16 protein-coding genes are annotated in these 18342 nt (G+C 39.7%); 6 read left to right on the top strand and 10 right to left on the bottom strand.

All coding sequences use genetic code 11. From position 1 onward, the window contains the following. Window positions 1-30 precede the first annotated feature (30 nt). The 5 genes from murB to QQK00_RS19125 all read right to left on the bottom strand — a co-directional run bounded on the left by murB (window position 31) and on the right by QQK00_RS19125 (window position 4895). Window positions 31-1020, bottom strand: coding sequence for a UDP-N-acetylmuramate dehydrogenase (gene murB / locus QQK00_RS19145; RefSeq protein ID WP_284219302.1), 990 nt, complete (start codon window positions 1018-1020; stop codon window positions 31-33). A gap of 60 nt (window positions 1021-1080) precedes the next feature. Further along, window positions 1081-2085 carry a glycosyltransferase family 2 protein gene (locus tag QQK00_RS19140; RefSeq protein WP_284219301.1) on the bottom strand — a complete coding sequence of 335 codons (1005 nt, stop codon included), beginning with the start codon at window positions 2083-2085 and terminating at the stop codon, window positions 1081-1083. Then, window positions 2067-3335, bottom strand: coding sequence for an O-antigen ligase family protein (locus QQK00_RS19135; protein WP_284219300.1), 1269 nt, complete (start codon window positions 3333-3335; stop codon window positions 2067-2069). Before QQK00_RS19135 ends, QQK00_RS19140 begins: the two co-directional genes overlap by 19 nt. A 26-nt stretch (window positions 3336-3361) precedes the next feature. Next, entirely contained in the window at window positions 3362-4474 is a 1113-nt protein-coding gene (locus QQK00_RS19130) for a glycosyltransferase (protein WP_284219298.1), read from the bottom strand. A gap of 91 nt (window positions 4475-4565) precedes the next feature. Next, a complete protein-coding gene (locus QQK00_RS19125) occupies window positions 4566-4895 on the bottom strand; it encodes a hypothetical protein (protein ID WP_284219297.1) in 330 nt (109 codons plus the stop codon). 337 nt (window positions 4896-5232) lie between these two features. Between QQK00_RS19125 and QQK00_RS19120 the strand changes: the two genes are divergently transcribed. The 4 genes from QQK00_RS19120 to QQK00_RS19105 all read left to right on the top strand — a co-directional run bounded on the left by QQK00_RS19120 (window position 5233) and on the right by QQK00_RS19105 (window position 9985). After that, window positions 5233-5844, top strand: coding sequence for a transglutaminase-like cysteine peptidase (locus QQK00_RS19120; protein ID WP_284219296.1), 612 nt, complete (start codon window positions 5233-5235; stop codon window positions 5842-5844). Window positions 5845-5890: 46 nt separating this feature from the next. After that, window positions 5891-7834, top strand: coding sequence for a bifunctional diguanylate cyclase/phosphodiesterase (locus tag QQK00_RS19115; RefSeq protein WP_284219295.1), 1944 nt, complete (start codon window positions 5891-5893; stop codon window positions 7832-7834). 87 nt (window positions 7835-7921) lie between these two features. Then, window positions 7922-8512, top strand: a complete 591-nt coding sequence (locus tag QQK00_RS19110; RefSeq protein WP_284219294.1) for a hypothetical protein — start codon at window positions 7922-7924, stop codon at window positions 8510-8512. Window positions 8513-8695: 183 nt separating this feature from the next. After that, the gene (locus QQK00_RS19105) at window positions 8696-9985 is read left to right on the top strand and encodes an O-antigen ligase family protein (protein WP_284219293.1); all 1290 of its coding nucleotides are present in this window, start codon (window positions 8696-8698) and stop codon (window positions 9983-9985) included. Here QQK00_RS19105 and QQK00_RS19100 read toward each other — a convergent pair. From QQK00_RS19100 to QQK00_RS19080, 5 genes are all read right to left on the bottom strand, one after another. Beyond that, entirely contained in the window at window positions 9944-10693 is a 750-nt protein-coding gene (locus QQK00_RS19100; protein ID WP_284219292.1) for a VpsP family polysaccharide biosynthesis protein, read from the bottom strand. The two genes, QQK00_RS19105 and QQK00_RS19100, sit on opposite strands and share 42 nt — an antisense overlap. 3 nt (window positions 10694-10696) lie before the next feature. After that, window positions 10697-11425, bottom strand: a complete 729-nt coding sequence (locus QQK00_RS19095; RefSeq protein ID WP_284219291.1) for a tyrosine-protein phosphatase — start codon at window positions 11423-11425, stop codon at window positions 10697-10699. Continuing rightward, on the bottom strand, window positions 11422-13671 hold the full coding sequence (locus QQK00_RS19090; protein ID WP_284219290.1) for a GumC family protein: 2250 nt from the start codon (window positions 13669-13671) through the stop codon (window positions 11422-11424). Before QQK00_RS19090 ends, QQK00_RS19095 begins: the two co-directional genes overlap by 4 nt. 28 nt (window positions 13672-13699) lie before the next feature. Then, complete coding sequence (locus QQK00_RS19085) at window positions 13700-14188, bottom strand: polysaccharide biosynthesis/export family protein (RefSeq protein WP_431307767.1); 489 nt, start codon at window positions 14186-14188, stop codon at window positions 13700-13702. A gap of 72 nt (window positions 14189-14260) precedes the next feature. Further along, window positions 14261-15475 (bottom strand): outer membrane beta-barrel protein, encoded by a 1215-nt coding sequence (locus QQK00_RS19080; protein ID WP_284219288.1) that lies wholly within the window; start codon window positions 15473-15475, stop codon window positions 14261-14263. A gap of 413 nt (window positions 15476-15888) precedes the next feature. Between QQK00_RS19080 and QQK00_RS19075 the strand changes: the two genes are divergently transcribed. Continuing rightward, on the top strand, window positions 15889-17307 hold the full coding sequence (locus QQK00_RS19075; protein WP_284219287.1) for an undecaprenyl-phosphate glucose phosphotransferase: 1419 nt from the start codon (window positions 15889-15891) through the stop codon (window positions 17305-17307). 94 nt (window positions 17308-17401) lie between these two features. Beyond that, on the top strand, window positions 17402-18298 hold the full coding sequence (locus QQK00_RS19070) for a histone deacetylase family protein (protein WP_284219286.1): 897 nt from the start codon (window positions 17402-17404) through the stop codon (window positions 18296-18298). The last annotated feature ends 44 nt before the right edge of the window (window positions 18299-18342 follow it).

Raw genomic sequence — 18342 nt, 5'->3', positions numbered from 1 at the left:
TCAGAGCGTCTTGCAAGCGTATCCGCTACGTTATTTTCCGACACTTCCAAACAACGCTTCCGCTTTAATATGTGCCTGGCAAAGGCCACCATTGGGTGCAACGTAGCGAGCTTCACAGTCCATTAAAAAGTCAGTATCTGCATAAACGTCCTGTCTAATTTTTCTAATTAGATACAGTACATCGTCGCTAGTAGCGCCGCCATTATTGACAATAAAATTGGCATGCACTGGTGAAATTTGGGCCTGCCCTTGCTTCAACCCTTTTAAACCTACTTTTTCGATAGCAAAGCCTGGAGGCCCGATAAGGTCGTACATTTTGGGGTCAGACAGGAATACAGAACCGCAGTTTGGCAACTTACGGGGAAATTTTTTCCGACGAGATGCAAGAATACTGCGCATCTTCGCGCGCACGACTTTGCGCTCGCCCTGCATTAAAGACAAGGTGACTCTTGCAACAATCCTTCCATCGTTTTGAAACGGCGATGTTCTATACGAAAAGGGTAAATCCTTCGCGTGCTCTACTTCGAGTTCTCCTAGACGATTTATGAGTTCGACCTTTAAGGTATTTTCTAAGATTGAGCGACGATTGCTTCCACCGTTCATATAAACTAAACCACCAATTCGACCTGGTATACCACAAATGTGCTCAACGCCAGTAAGGCCTTTTAAAGAAAGTTGATAAGCAAGCTCAGGCACCCATATACCTGCTTCACATGTGGCTATGGTGCCCGTTTGGTCATACTCCAGTTTACTTAGTGCGTTTCCTATCTTGATGATAACACCATCAAAACCTGCTGAATCGAATAGCAAATTTGAACCGTCGCCTACACATAGGCTAGGCACGTCTGAGTATAGATTTATATATTTAATTGCTTTTTGTAATTGTTCAACTGATGAGGGTTCAATTAATAGCTTAACAGGGCCGCCAATTTTCCAGTAACTGAAATCCGCTGCATTGCTGCTTGTATTACATATCTCGCCAAACTCAGATAAACATTTTTCAATTAATTGATTTAACATTTGGTTCTACTATATTGGTAGTTTATAAGGCTGCAATCTTATTATTGTGTGAGACCAAGATCACATTCTCCATTTTTTTTCTCTAGGGTGAAATGACATTAACTTTGTTAAACCTTTGTGAACGAGTTCGATTTGACCAAGCGATATTAGTGCGAATACCACTAATGACTTGGTACTGATCATTTCTTTCACCGATAGTTTTGCTAAATAGCGTGCCATATCCTTATCTCCTTGGTAAAAGTGACTTAATGCTTTCCATGAAAAATATTGGGACAAATCCTTATCAGACCCACGTAAAAAGGCAGCTTGCGGGCCAATTTTATCTAAACTGTCTTTGCCACCAAGCTTTCTTTCATTGTGTAGCTGAATTGCAAAGTGAGATAAGTACTTCTGTAACACCAATTTTTTCATGTCTGTCGCAATACCATCAGCCTCGAAATAACCACGCTGATACAGCACTTCTGGATACAATGCCATATCAGCCTTCGACGCCATGCGTAACCATAAATCGTGGTCTTGTGCGAACTTAAAAAATGGGCGATAACCGCCAACTTCGTCATAAAGCGCTTTCCGGTACATTACATCGCCATGCCCATACGGAATTGGGTTTTTTTCAAAGTCCTTTACCGTAAACAACTCCCTGTCGTTTGTTCGCACTTGAATCACAGACGCATCACTTTTACCAAAGATTCTATTTTCATAAAAGCAACCGATAGCCCCAATATTCTGATGCTGGTCAAGATAGTCCGCTTGCTTTCGAATACGACTCGGCAAAGACACATCGCCTGCACCATGTATAGCGATATACTCACCTTTGGAAGCAGAAATCGCTTTTCTGACGGCACCGACAAAACCGGTATTTTCTTGGTGAATAACAACAAGTTTGTCGTTATTAAGCTTATCTAACTCTACTCTTACATTGTCGTCAGGACTGCCATCATTAACGACTACCACCTCAAAATCTTCAAAGTCCTGATCTAGCGCAGACCCGATAGATTCAGCGATTCGATCGGCGCGATTATATTGCGCAACTACCATCGAAACTTTTATCTTTCGCTCACCCATACATTCTTACCTACACTTTTTGTTAAATACTGCTTGACTGCTACAAAATACAGCAGGGTGAATAAAAACATATCAAAACTGTTATGATTTAAAATAACATACCCGACTGCATTTACTACTAATTGAATAATAAGTAACACAAAGAACAAGCTCGACAAATCGTCTTCTCTGCGTTCTAAGTAAAGTGCTAACACATGCTTAAGATGATTAAGAAAAATAAGAATTAAAATTACTAAACCAATAATGCCACCATGGAGCAAGACCTCTAAATAGCCACTATGCGCATTACCAATAAATCCCCATCGTTCAACAAAGCCTTGCACAGCGCTACTTGCCCAAAATGCACCAAAGCCATAACCTTTAAGCCATTCATCTTCAATTAATGGAAAAATTAATTCCCATATTATGGCTCTATTCGACAGCTCAGGATCTCTACCTAAAGCAGCGAGCAATAGTTCGTAAAGTACTGATACTAAATAAGCACCTAGGAACAGCGCCAATATTAAAATAACGAATTGCAGCAAAGTCTGCTGCTTAGTTCTAGCCTTAAACAAATTGAAAACAAAAAGTAACCCGACGCCAAAAAATGCCATCACGACGCCAGAGGCAGATGCAGATGTCAGCAAAGCAAAACTTAATATTGCTATTTTTGTTATGTCACTCCAAGTAGCGTACCGCTTAAGAGCAAAAAATAAGATAATACCATAAGCATACACTCTTGCAGCTCCGTTCTTATCAAAGTAAATACCCCGCATAGCCGCGGCTCTATCACCGAAGCCGAACGATAGCCCCCCGCCAGTGCCAAAGTGATATAAAAAACCAACAAGCGTTACCCAAAAAATGAGCTCTGCCACAAAGGTAATTAAGGTTTTTGCCGAGAATATTACTGCGAGCGAGTAGCAAGTTACTATTAGTGTAGAGAAAGCGATGATTCGTCGAATGGATACAGTCGGTTCGTAAGACCAAACAATACTTGCCGCAAAAAAAGCAATCAATAGCCACCAAATCTTCCCGCTTTTTAGCGCCGCACTTATAGAAAACACACTAGAAAAACGGAGAAATACGAAGATAAATCCAAGCAACGAGAGTCCAAGTAGTTGATTAACTATATTTCCTGATGAAGCACCCTCCATGTCGCCATAACTCACTCCTCCAGTAAATAACCTATTTACAAAGTCTATCAAGCCGATATAAAAGCTCATACTAATAAGCAAAAACAGTTTGTAGATCTGGTTAATATCTAATTTCATTTAGACCCTATAAGCAATCTTGTTCATTATTGATTCCTAGACTTTCGCTCAATTATCAGTTTGCGGTATGATTTTGCGGCGGCTTGCGCTGTAAATTTCTTTATTTCTGCCGAATAGTCTGGGGACAGGGCAGTTTGTAATTCATGCACAATCGCTGCACTTAACTTTTCAACATTCATATACTCGACGAGTGGTGCAACTTTGCCATCCTGTAAAATTTCTCTCGCCCCATGAGGGCAATCAAACGCAACTACTGCCGTGCTAACAGACATTGCTTCTACAATTGCATTCGGGCTTCCTTCAAAACGAGATGACAAAACGTAAAGGTCAGCAGCTTTCATTTCTGCTAACGGATTTGCGGTATATCCAGGCAGGGACACTCTGTCTTCTATACCAAGACTGCGAGCATGAGATTCCAGTTGTTCACGTAATTCGCCTTCACCAAAAATAATTAAACGGCAATTGAGAGACTTATTAACTTGGTAGAATGCATCAAGAAGCATATCAAAGCCTTTTTGATTAGTGAGCCGACCAACGGCAATAATCGTAGGTAAAGATTTATTGACAAGCCATTTATGGCTTGGGGGCGCTTTTGCAGCATCAATTGTCTCTTTAATGACGACTGGGTTCGGCGCAGTCGTCACATCTTTGTCCCGCGTGATCGTAGATTCAACTAAATCTGATGCCACCCCCTTTGAGACGGCAATGACGGGATTGGGTAATGCTCTATATACAAAAGGCGCAAGAAAATATGCTGCTTTCATTACTGCATTCGTATTTACATTCTTATCGAGAGAAAACGCATTTCTCTCACTTACGCTTAACTTTTTAGACCAGCCCAAGCTATAGCAAACTATCGCGGTAATCACATTAATGTGAGTTAATGCAGCCAAGATCCCTTCAGGCCTAATTTTTTTTAGGGCTGTCCTTAGGGGCTTAAATGCCGACAAAGTCCGCTTACAATTAAGTTCAATCAAGTTAACATTAGGCTGCAAAAATCGCTTATTTATGCCACCACTCGTTATTAGGATCAAGTTAACAACATCGCCTTCATCGGCAAGTTGATTTGCTAGTCTAACCATCATTTTTTCGGCGCCACCACCTCGTAAATCATGCAACACTATTGCGATATTAGCCATTATCTTTATATACCTGTAAATTCAAAACATTCATTAACTGCATTCCTGAAAGTAAATTTTTGATAGCTTCACCGACCGTTTTGATCTTTTACTAATCTAATCTATTAATCAAATATTTCGCAAACTCACTTATATTTTTATTATCAAGAAAACGACCATAAGCACCATCTTTACCTACTTCGTTATGAACGACGGATAAAAGAATCTGATTGCCGTAATACAATGACTTTGCCCGATTGAATGATAGCTCTATCCATCGACTCAATTCAGCAGTTGTAAATCCATTTAGGTATTTCGAAATAGCCGCTAGTATTAAAATAATAATAACTGGAATATCTATACTTTTTGCTCCAAGCAATAAATGATGAATATTTTCGTCGCAAACAATTAGGGGCATATTGGATAATATCCGTTGTGGCACTGCACTCAGGGATAGAGTTATCGGAAAATTCATGTAAAACACTGATTGTTATCAGCCTCCCCCACATTAGTAAAAGTAACATCCATCAGTTCCATGCCAATCCCATATTGAGTATCTGAATTTTGTATTAAGCAAATTACGCGCCCAAGCCATAGTTTCCCGCAATGTCAGCTCAAAGTAAAATTATGTTCTAATGAATTACACCCTAATTATGCCTCAAAAGATTAAGGTTTTATGAAGAAACTACGTTAAATACAATATCTACCCCTCACATTGAACATCATTTCTGACCATGTTGAACCGCAGATTCAAAAACATATGCTTTTGTGTAAGCTTGATGTTGATCGCGCAGTATGGACTATCAAAGATTAATTTCAATGAAAAACTGTTTGAAGCAATGAAGAGCAAATATGGGGACGATGCAGAAGGTCGCGCGAGAGAGTGGCAAGCGCTAATTAATGAACACATGAATGAAGAGCTCGAAGAACAGCTTTTTGCCGTCAATAAATTTTTTAACCAGCATGAGTTTGTCAACGATGTTAGCCAATGGGGAGCAAGTGATTACTGGGCGACACCCACCGAGTTTATCGGCCATAACGCTGGCGATTGTGAAGACTTCGTCATAGCCAAATACTTCACGTTGTTAGAAATGGGCGTATCTAACGACAAACTTAGGCTAATGTATGTAACTGCCACAAGACCGACTAGACAAGCCCATATGGTGTTAGCTTATTACGAACAACCAAATTCAGTTCCCTTGGTACTAGACAACATTAATCGTAGAATTCTACCTGCATCTAAGCGCAGAGATTTAATTCCAATTTTTAGTTTCAACGGCGATGGGTTATGGTTAGCAAAGTCACAAGGACGAGGGCGAAAGGTACAAAAAGGCGGCCAGAATAGCATGTGGGTCGATCTAAATAAAAGAATGCAAGAGGAACTTAAATGACCTTAATACTCTACAGGTATAGCTTAGCAACACAAGGAGCTTTGTAATGTCGCTAACAAAACAATTAAGTAGTGGTTTTTTCATTATTTTGTTACTCGTGTTTTTAGTTTCACTGATTTTCAATGTAGTTAGTACTCGACAATTTATCGAAACGCAATTGCAGTCTCACGCCCAAGATACTGCGACATCTTTAGGTTTGTCGATAACGCCATATATTGGAGATAACACAAACTTACCTATCATTGAAACAATGACAAATGCAATTTTTGATCGTGGATATTATAACTCTATCCTATTAAAAAATGCGCAACACAATGTATTAATTGAAAAAAAATCTGACCAAAAATATATTGATGTGCCCCAATGGTTTATAAAAACCTTTAGTATTAGGGCGCCATCAGCCAGCACAGAAATTAACGGAGGCTGGGTCATTGAAGGATATTTAGTTGTAGAGAGTAACCCTAGCTATGGCTACCTTCAACTCTGGCTGAGCGCAAAACAATCTGCCGCGATCATCCTTGCTGCCTTTCTATTTTCTTTACTCTTCGTATGGCTACTAATTAAAAAGATTGTTCAAGCGCCGTTAAACTCGGTTGTTGCTCAAGCCAATGACATCAGCCATCAAAAATTTCAAATGATAGAAAAGGTCCCGTCTACACGAGAACTGTCACAAATTGTTATAGCGTTAAATGCAATGTCTAAATCCTTGTCAACAATGTTCAATCGCATTTTGTCTCAAAGTGAGGAATATAGAAAATTTGCATATGTCGATAGTTTAACTGCACAAGGCAATCGGCGGGCGTTCACCATCAATATGAATAACGTTTTGCGTGGCCGTCATGTAGGGACAACAAACTACCTCGTTATAGCGCGAGCAAGTAGCCTAAATTCAATAAACAAAAATAGTGGGATGAACGCGGGCGATATATACCTTCTATCTATGGTTGCGTTATTACGGAGTTCCGCAGTTACTTATCTTGAGACCCCACCAATTTTTCGATTGAATGGCGCAGACATAGCGATGATTGCAGAAAACTGCGATAGTGAAACAGCACAAAACATAGCTAAACAGTTTATTAGAGAAACTAAACGCAAAGAGAAAAGTGAACATGAGAGTGGTTTCGCGCACCTTGGCGTTACATCCTTTGTTACGGGTGACTCTTTACATACGATATTGGAAAAAGCCGATAGTGCATTAGCCAAGGCCTTGCAGAACGACAAAAGTTGGCAGTTGGCAGATGACTTGAATGTATTTCACTCTAATACGGATTGGAAAGAAATCCTTACTCAAATAGTCGAGAGGCAACATGCGACCTTTGTCAAACAGCCTATTGTTGATAAGACAAACAGCGAGCCGGTCTATTTTGAATGGTTCGCTAGATTTCATCATGACAATCATGAATCAGCGCCAATGGACCAACTGATTCCTGCATCGGTAAGACTGGATTTTTCACAAGTACTCGATAAACTGATTGTCGCGAATATGTTGATACAGATAGCCCCTCAATCAACTGAAAAAGTAGGTTTAAATCTTTCCAGGTTGTCATTGTTAGATAATGACTTTAGTGAATGGCTATTAACGAAATTGCACCATCATAGAGAAGTATGCACAAGATTGGTTATCGAAATTCCAGAACGGGCACTTGTCCAAGATGCGAAATATCTAGAAAACGTTGTATCTAGACTAAAAGCACTGGGTGTCGAAATTGCCGTCGAACATTTTGGCGCACAACTAGCTAGCTTCTCTCACTTGCAGAAACTCAAGCCAAAATATCTCAAAATAGACGGCAAATTTACCCGAGATATAGACCAGCATCAAGACAACCAATTGTTCGTCTCGTCTTTAACTAGTATCGCGGAGAGCTTATCCATTGATATTATTGCTGAAATGGTAGAATCGGAAGCAGAGCTTTCATGGTTGTCAAGTTGTGGAATAAAGTATTTCCAAGGGTATCATATTAGCAGACCAATGCCGCTAATTTCTAATTGAACTAATATCTTTATTGATTACAAATCACACTAGCAGTAAAATACGAGAAACAGTGTAAATGAGTCGCTGTTAATTTAAGGAAATTTTATGTTAAATCGTTATTTTATAAGTTGCTTACTCCTCATACTGCCATTTACTTTGGCTGCTCAAGAGCAACTTGCAGTATACGGCGATGATAATCAGCCAGGGACAAGGATTCACAAACAGATATTGGGAGATATGGACGCTGGTGCTAGTCAGAATGACGCAGTATCTAACACAATTGACATTGCATTAGAAAAGAACGCCACAATTTTGTCAGCGGAGGCAAAATCTACAGTCGCGCTTGATAAAGAGCTATCTGCAAGTTTTTTTCAAGAGATGTTGCTTTCTAACAGTCTAATTGATGCAGTAAAGGTACTTAGCGAGTTGAACGCTGGGAAAGTCGTTCAGGTTGTTACTTTAGCTGTTCAGCTTTATCCTAATTTTGCGCAGGAAGCGATAGATGGCGCGACCTTAGCTGGCGTAATCCCAGCACAAGATGCTCTATTAGTTGCTTTACAGGCTGGAGCAGACCCAAGCACAATTACTGAAGCTGCAGCGGCTGGTGGAGAGGTGACGACATTAATCGCCCCCCTAGGTGCTGGAACAGGTGCTGGTGGAACTGGCGGTGGCGATACAACAGCCTCGACAAACTAAACAAATTATGTATCATAAGCCCCTCATCGAAGGGGCTTTTTACTGTAGGTATCTTGCTTGACAAAATTTTTTAGTGGCACGCCTAATACCACAAATCTTCAAAAGTCGTTTTATTGCTTATTAATGATCATATTTTCCCTTCCCATCCCTCTCGGCTCTAATCGGCCATGGGCGTGGAGTATAATGCAATTAGCAATTTTTGGCGTGTCAACTTATGTTGCTTGGGCACTTAGGAAAGACAAACTTCTCGGCGTCAGTAAATATATATCCATGCTAACAATTTGGATTGCATTTATTATCTACTCTGTTTTTCAAATTTTACCCTTGCCCTCATTTTTACTAGAGCTCTTATCCCCGCACTCTGCGGCAATGTATGATCTGACCAATGCCGCCTCACGATATATATCAACAGATTTAGGACAGAGCAAAATTAATCTAATTAAGTTGCTCAGCTATTTTTGTTTATTAATGTTGACACTGCAATTAGTCAACACTGAATCCCGTGTAAAACTTTTACTCACTACAATGGTGGCTAGCGGCACATTTCAAGCAGTCTATGGGTCATTGGAAATTTTACTGAATGCAAGCTCTAGCTTAGTTTTTGGACTAGAGGTAAACGATATCGCCACAGGCAGTTTTGTTTATAAAAACCACTATGCAAACTTCCTAATGCTATGCTTATGTGCAGGTATGGGCTTATTAGTTACGTCAATTGAAAAAGAAAAAAACGTGTCGCCAAAGGATATGCTTAGAGCGTTTGCTTCGACGATGCTAAGTAGCAAGGCATTGGTGCGTATTGCACTTGCCGTGATGGTCATTGCGTTAGTAATGTCTCGTTCCAGAATGGGGAATACAGCATTCTTCTCTTCAATGGCAATAACTGGAATTCTCGCATTAACGCTAATAAGAAATAGAAGTAATGGATTGCTTATATTGGTAGCAAGCATATTTATTATCGATTTGCTGATAGTAAGCGCCTACTTTGGACTTGAACGAGTCAAAGACAGAATAGTCCAAACGAGTATTGAGCAGGAATCTAGAGATGAGGTAGTTAAAGAAGCATCTAAAATAATAGAAGATTACCCTGTCTTCGGCACAGGTGGCGGCAGTTTTTACAGCATATTCCCGAGCTACCAAGAGTCAAACATTTCTGGTTTCTATGACCATGCACATAACGATTATTTACAGTTTGTTATCGAGTACGGTTTACTTGGCACAATCCTTTTATCAGCCATAGTACTATTTAGCTTATACAAAGGCCTTAGGGCAATGAAAAAGCGTAAAAATTCTATATTTAAGGGAGTAGGGTTTGCATGTTCAATGGCTATTTTCGGAATGATGCTTCATGCAACAGTTGATTTCCCATTTCAAGCGTATGCTAACGCCTGTTACTTTGTCTTATTTATTGCATTATCAATGATTTCTAGCAGTTTAAAGATTCGCACTCGAAATTTCACAGCGCAAAATATTTAAGCGGACGTACTCTTCTTGACTTATCTCCGCCCAACGACATACCGTGCGCATGTGGTTATACTTAATAATATAATTAAGTATTTCCTGCCTACTTGCTGGGTGTCTTAGTCCAGACATTAACCGTTTTATTACTATACCCCTTATTTTATTAAAAAAAGGATGATTTGCTAGGTACAGCGCCAAGCCAATTTTAGCGTAAGCAACGTGAACCTCTGGCTTCATCGTCCCTAGTCTATTTGCGTTATCAAGATAGGTAGAGAATTGCTCATCTAGTTGACGTTTACGCCATTTGACCATTGCCAATGAGGCCCAAGTAACCGGCCAAGCAGGCCGCAGCGTAGTTGCTTTGAGATATAATTTTTCGGCATTATCCAGCTGCGAATGTGTCAGATAACCATTAACGACCCCCCATTCGACGACTTGCCCTGTCATATCCCAATACAATGGGTGCGTAGCATGTTTATGCCTAGCGGACGAAATCGCGTCAACAGTACTGACAAAAGACTCTTTACTTTGGACTGTCTGTTCAGCACGCCATTCATCAATCGAGTTCTTAACAAAATAAAAATCAATATTGGCAAGACCAAATCTTAATGACGTAGTAAACCCCATCACACTAATGAGTGAAATAAAAGCCAACAGAGGATAATTAGAAATTGCCTTAACGCTATCCCTAATTGCTAGTAAAAACGTTTTCAATTTTAACACTTGTTATTGCCAATCAACTCTTGCGGTAATTGTCTTTGGGTTAGTGATGAATAGTGATTCTGCATGTGACGTCCCATATTCCGATTCGACATAATCGTATGCATCAGACATGTCATTTGCACGTTTATCCAGATTATGCATATCTGAAGCAACATAATATGGAAGACTGTCGTCTAGCATTCTACCGGAAAGTAGTTGGATATCTTGACCAAACTTTCCCACGACAGCACCCGCGGTCAATTGAAACAAGCAACCTAATTTTTTAAGCCATAAAACTTTGTTGTAGTCATCGAGTATTTCTCGGTTTCTTTCTGGATGAGGAATTATTGGTTGTACTTCATTGGCTATGAGCCATTTTATCAAAGTATCAGCACCTGCGGGAACGTGGCTATGAGGCAACTCTAATAACACACAAGACTTGCCATTTATTTCACCTATATATGGAAGCGTATTGCTTTTTACCAGAGAGATAATTTCTGGCGCAACTCTTACCTCGGCTCCAAACGCCAACTTGAGTGCAAGCCCTTGCTCAGCGACAGCCTCGAGCATTTGAAAAAAAATATGAGCTATGGAGTCATAAGTGTTGTTAAATCTATTAAAATGAATGTGAGGCGTACACATCATATGTGTTACGCCTCGTTCAATTGAATACTTTGCCATTTCTATCGAATCTTGTAGCGTTTTGGCTCCGTCATCGATTCCAGGCAAAATATGGCTATGTAAGTCAATCAAGATTTACCTTCAGAGCCGACATAACTGTTGTAACCATATTGGTCGTAGAATCCGGTGTACTCGCCAGTCTTTCTAGCTTTTCTTAAATCAACCTGATTTAGAACTACACCATCAATTCTGTGGCCGATCTCAACAAACCTAGACAATCCACTGTTAATTACCTTTGCACTCGTGCTGTCAGCTTTTACGACATAAACTAATGAATCACAATGCTTCGAGACGACTATCGCATCACTCACCGCTTGCGTGGGAGCACTATCAACAACAATATAGTCATACTTTCTTTTTAAATGCTCCATTAACGCTGCAAACTTATCAGAAGCAAGTAACTCCTGTGGATTTGGTGGTAGCGTACCGGCAGCCAGAATGTCTAAGTTGGCATCTTCGTCCCTAACAACACACTCATCTAGTGTATGCGTACCTGCCACGATATTTGCTACTCCAGGTTGAAAGCCAGGTAATTCGAATAGCTTTCCAATGGACGGACGGCGCAGGTCTGTATCTAAAAGTAACACATTACTAAGCTGACCAAGTGCAAAAGATAAATTAACCGACACTGTACTCTTGCCTTCTTTTGGCACACTTGAAGTCACCAATATAGTCTGCGACGTCTTTTCTAAATTAAGTAACTGCAGACTAGTTCTTAGCGTTCGTACAGACTCACTAAATAAATGATGAGACGGGTCGAAAAAGTGACGAACTGACAAATTTTCTTTTTTCTTGTGTGGCTCCCAAGGAATAATACCGAGCATACGTTGTGATAGTTTTTTCTCTACGTCGTCAACTGAACGAATGCCGCTGTTTAATGCCTCTAACAATAACGCCATAAATGCACCAAAGAAAAAACTAAAGACGAAGGCAGCCGTTATCAATAAGCCTTTTTTCGGCTTAGACGGTGAATGAGGGCGCTGTGCTTTATCCAAAATTCTAGCATTTGCTGATTCAAAACCACCTAATTGATCAGTCTCTTTTAAACGTGTAAAAAATGAATCATACAATTGCTGGTTTATATCAACGTCTCGCTGCAATACCTTACGACGATTATCTAGGCTAGCCAATTGGCGCAATTCAGACTTAGCACTGTTCAAATCCTGTTGCAAAGATGCAACTTTAGTTTTGGCAGTGTCATACTCGCTGTTAATACCAGATACAAGGTTACGTACTTGAGATTCAATACTCTGACGAATTGAACTAAGCTCAGCCTTAGCTGAAACTAACCTAGGATGCTTGGGGCCATATACTTCAGATAGCTCAGATACTTGGCTACTAGCATCTATCTCCGCTTTTCTTACTGACTGAATTGACGGATGATTCAAGACTTCTGGTACTTTAGCCAATTGCTCAATACTGGAGTCCTGACTATTTACTTGATTGTAGATAGATTCGGCACGCTGATAAGTTATTTGAGCATTTAGTAACTGACTACTCAACTGTTGGACCTGCTCGGAAGCTAAACCAACCACACCGTCAATGTCGACAACCTGATTTGACTCATAAAATGCAGAGAGACTTTGCTCTGCATTATCTAATTTACTACGAAGCTCCTGTAAGCTTTCATTAAGCCATGACGTAGCTTTTTCCGTCATTTCCAACTTTGCTTCTAAATAACTTTCAATATATATATCAGCAATCTTATTCGCTAACTCAGCACTGAGCAATGCATCGGGTGTTTCAACCAAAACTTCGACTACTTGCGTATTTTTAATAGGCTTAACAGTTGTACTATTTTTTAAAATTGACACTGCGAAATTTTTTCGAGCACTAAGTCGCTGCTCTTCCGTAGGAGTGTTTCTCTCCTGTTTAGGAAGAAAGGGAAGCAGTTCACGAACATTGTCAGAGGCTTTCTCTAGCTCTTTCTTGAAACCACTTTTATTAGCAGCATGAATGTCTAAATTAAAATGTTCATTATCTTGCAGATTAAGTTCTTCAACTACTCTCTCCGCAATTTGTCGTGACCGTAATATCTGGTATTGCGTTTCAAAATATTCTTTCCTACTAGAGTCAAGCCCATAAACTTCTTCTATAGATAAAACGTTTGCCTGTTCTGCTTCGATCAACAACGACACCTTAGCAGTATAGCTTGGTTTCATTGAGAGTACGATAAGTGCCGCCAAAATTGTTAAAAAGACCGCTAAACCAAGTATTCTCCATATATATCGTTTAATCGTCTGTATGTATTGTCCAATGTCTATTGTATCAACATCAAATAGTTTAGCGTCTATCTGTTTTGATTTTTCGTTTATCATCTGTTTTTCCGGAAGGTGAAATATCTATTTAAAAAAATCTTGATTTGACTGTGATGATGTCGCCTGGCGAAACAGTCTCATTCACTGTTTTATCCAGCACGACCTCTTCACCATCAACGACTCTTTTGAGTGAAACCTCAGTTTTATTGGCTCTCTCAGTAAACCCTCCGGCTAAGGCTATAGCTTTATCCAAAGACAAACCTGGTTGATATGCATATCCACCTGGCTTTTTCACTTCTCCGTTAATAAAAAAGGGACGATATTCTTTGACGGAAACAGAAACCGAAGGATCGATCAAATAATCTCCTCTCAAACCAGTATCAATAAGTTGCTCTAGCTCCTCAACGGTCTTCCCAATGAGTTGCACGTCACCAAGAAATGGATACCTCAAAACGCCAGAATTAGATAAGCGAGCCTCAACACTTAAGTCACCCTGTCCGAAAACAGTAATTGAAATAACATCACCAGGCCCCAAAACATAATCGCTCTCGTCAGTTTGCGAATGACTATCTGCCATACCAATCAATAACAAGCACACAAAAAAGAAACTTGAAAAAACATTGTTTATTTTCATAACTAAAAGCCGTACTTAAAGAGACAAATATGCATTAAACATAAATAAATTTTGATCAAAATTCACAAAACTCCGGTTGCTATCTCGTTCAGTATATTGATAAGTCACTTGAAATTTTACCCAGCGTCTAAAGTCGTAGTTCACAGAAACTGCACCTTCAAAATTGTCGTCAGAACGCAGTTCTTGGCCTAGCAACGCTACACCTTCATATGTGTCATTTCTAAAATTAAGTCTCACGTTGCTACTTAATCTAGCTAACCACTCATGCTCCCACGCAAATTCATACAAGTCAGCCTGAATGAAATCGCCCTCGCCATTAGTCTCATTTGTTTGTGACTCAGTTTTAAAGGTAAATTCAGAGTAAGAAACCGGTTCCCAAATCATCCCTATTTCCCAATCCACGCCGTTAAAGTCATCACGTTCATTAGAGTCAAAAGATTTTGTTTGATAGCCAATCTTAGCAAAACCGGATGTCTGGGATGTGGCTTCCCAGCTCAGTCCAACCAAAAACTCATCTTGCTTGCTATCGAAAGGGTTCGCTGGGTTGAGTGCAACCTTGTAATCTATGTAACTTCTTCGTGCATCAAATGTAAGGTCAGTTGCAGGGCCAACTCTATAGAAGAAAGTACCTCCGAGCGTCGTTCTTTTTCTATCTCTTGCGAGATACTGGAATGTAGCAATGTCATAATCTAAATTATCAACTTTGAAGTCTACATTCAGTCTACCATCCGCGCCACTTGCACCGTAAGAGTAGAGGAAATCTACAGAAGACCTTTTGTACTGATCAGGTTCGACCAGTGTATCTCCGCTACCAATAGAAAAACCCGTACCTCTGGCGTCATGCCCATCCTCAAATCTGACACCTGAGCGAATTCGATTCCTAGCATTTAGGTCAATGTCAACATTGGCTACAAGCAAATGGTCAGTATAATCATCTTCGGAACTACTAAAGTGATTTTTGTCGGAAAGCCTATATCTGACGGAGAAATCGCTTGCCCCTAACGATGTATACATGCCCAATTCTGGTGCAACAAAAAAAGACCAAGAATCAACACTTCCAGAAGCTGAACGAATTAAATTGTCATTATACTCTAATCCGGTCGTAACCTTTGGTACTAAATCAAAAGGACCCATATTGACGCTAGAAGCATCTTGGCCTACTTGTGCATTCGCATTGTTCACTCCCCAAAGCCCGGAAATAATTACAGCTAGTGAAAGTCTTTTTAACATGGTATTCCTTTAATTTCTTTGCGTACCCGACGTACGATAGTAAGTATCATTTCTTTTGTGCAAGCAAATTGTAAGCCACACAATCTTCCTAAAACTGTTCGTATGTTATTCTCTACGCTAATCTCATAGCAGCAACTGAGCGCGAGTATACATTAAGATCTACCTAATGAAAATTAAGTGCATGCTATTTCATGCATCTGTAACAATTAAAATTAGTAGAACAAGCTTGTCTACTTTTTAAAAATTTGTGTTACTTTAAATTGTTTTTAATAGCAAAAATAAAAAATTCTGAATAAAAGCTTATTTTTATGTAGTTAATCACGCATACTACCTTTAATATTAACTACATATAATTAGAATATAAATACAGCAAAAGCAGATCTAAAGTCTCGTTTTAGGATGTAGCATCAACAATGAAAAGTAAAATCAGGAACAACCGCGGCGGAATAATTCAGTCGAATAAAAGTAGCTTTGCTACGCTTTACAGACTTACTGATTTAGTATCAATAACGCTTATTTACTACTTCCTTCTTTTTAACAACGGTTTCCCAATAAAACCTGACACGTCAATAATGCTACTAGTAGGCATAATTATTTTCAATATTTTTGCCGAAGCACTCGATCTCTACCGGTCATGGAGAACGCAATCAACAACCACATTGTTAAAGATGACCGCAATCACTTGGGCAATAACATTCTTAGCATTGGTTATATTTTCTTTCTTTTTCCCTAATTTAGTAAACCTGCCGCAAAACCTATTAATGACGTGGCTTGGATTATGTTTCCCTGCACTAACCGCCTGGCGATTAATATTTAGAGAAGTACTATTTTCGGTTCGTAAAAAAGGGCGAAATACTAGGGCAGCCGCAATTATTGGTGCTACCCCCTCTGGTTTTAATTTAATGAACCAGTTAGTCGAAAATGAACAACTCGGTATCCAACTTTTCGGTATTTTTGACGATCGTGATGATAAACGCCTACCCCATGAATTTCAGAATCAAGTTGCCGGTACTATCGCTGATGTCGTAAAGGCTGCCAAAGAAGGTAAGATTGATTACATATATGTAGCGATGCCAATGAGCGCAGAATCACGAATAATGCAGATCCTCAATCAATGTAGCGACACAACCTGTAACGTTTATATTATTCCAAACTTCTTTATTTACAATCTACTAAATGCTCGTTGGCAGACCGTTGGCGCAGTACAAACCTTAAGCGTATTCGACACGCCATTTCAGGGTGCAAACAATGTTCTAAAGCGTATTGAAGATATAGTTTTCTCAGTACTAATATTGGCAATGATCAGTATTCCGATGCTTGCTATTGCGATCGGTGTCAAGGTCACATCTAAAGGGCCTGTATTGTTTAAGCAATTCAGATATGGCCTAGACGGCAAAAAAATAAAAGTCTATAAGTTCCGTTCAATGACCGTGCAAGACAATGGAGATGTCGTAAAACAAGCAACAAAGAACGACGTGCGTATTACACCATTTGGAGGCTTCCTTAGACGCACTTCTTTAGATGAACTCCCTCAATTCATCAACGTGATACAAGGTCGAATGTCCATTGTTGGCCCTCGCCCACACGCGGTTGCGCACAACGAGGAATACCGAAAGTTGATTGAAGGTTACATGTTACGCCACAAAGTAAAACCAGGCATTACAGGTTGGGCGCAGGTAAACGGTTTTAGAGGTGAAACTGAAACAGTGAATAAAATGGTGAAGCGTGTCGAATATGACTTGGATTATATACATCGTTGGTCAGTATGGCTCGACGTCAAAATAATTTTTGCCACTGTGTTTAAAGGTTTTATTAATAAAAACGCGTATTAAAAACGTGATTTTACTCTTTAATTATTAGTGCATCACAATACGTAGATATATTGATATTCACTTTTACAATGTCTATTTTGAGTTAGCGTAAACTATGACTGCATTGGTCTTCCATCCTATTTATAGCCAACTTGACTTACCGACTAAACACCGATTTCCAATCCAAAAGTATCAGGCGCTTAAAGATAGATTAATATCCTTAGGCGTATCGAATACACGTTTTTATAAACCTAAAGCCTTGGATCCAGCTGTATTATCGAAGATTTTTGATCCGAGCTATATCAAAAACTTAACTGCGGGCACACTTGAACCTGCTGCAATGAAAAAAATCGGTTTCCCTTGGTCAGAGCAACTTATTTTGCGCACTCTGACTGCATCAGCGGGCACCATACTTGCCGGAGAATTAGCGCTACAACAAGGACGAGCAATCAATCTTACAGGCGGTTACCACCATGCCTTTGGAAACTTTGGCGCCGGCTTTTGTATGATTAACGATTTGTACTTATGTGCGCTCAATATGTTGCAACATGCAAGTATTCGGAAAATATTGATATTCGACTGTGACGTACACCAAGGAGATGGCACAGCAAAATTAGCACAAAACAATGCTTCTGTTTTCACTGTTTCTATTCACGGAGAGAAGAATTTTCCTCACAACAAGCAGAGATCAAATTTAGATTTCCCTCTGCCGAAAGGCACGCGTGATAACGAGTACTTATTAACTGTAAAAAATGCACTCGAACTAGCGATAGAAGAAGCAAAACCCGATGCGGTGATCTACGATGCGGGCGTAGACGTGCACGAAAACGACGATTTAGGGCACCTTGATGTATCAACGATAGCGATATATCAAAGAGATCGCTTCGTTTTTGAAAAGTGTAAGGCGTTAAACTTACCGCTGATCGCAGTTATCGGTGGCGGATATCAACGAGATATTAACTCACTGACCAATGTACACTTACAACTTTTCAAAGCTGCTGACGTCATCTGAAAATATTGCTTAGTCACTAACAATTCTAAATCTTACGGAAGTAT

The sequence above is a fragment of the Agaribacter marinus genome (assembly GCF_030160655.1).
Classification (GTDB): Bacteria; Pseudomonadota; Gammaproteobacteria; order Enterobacterales; family Alteromonadaceae; genus Glaciecola; species Glaciecola marina.
The sequence above is the reverse complement of the archived record's forward strand: the minus strand, read 5'-3'. Positions and strand labels throughout refer to the sequence as shown.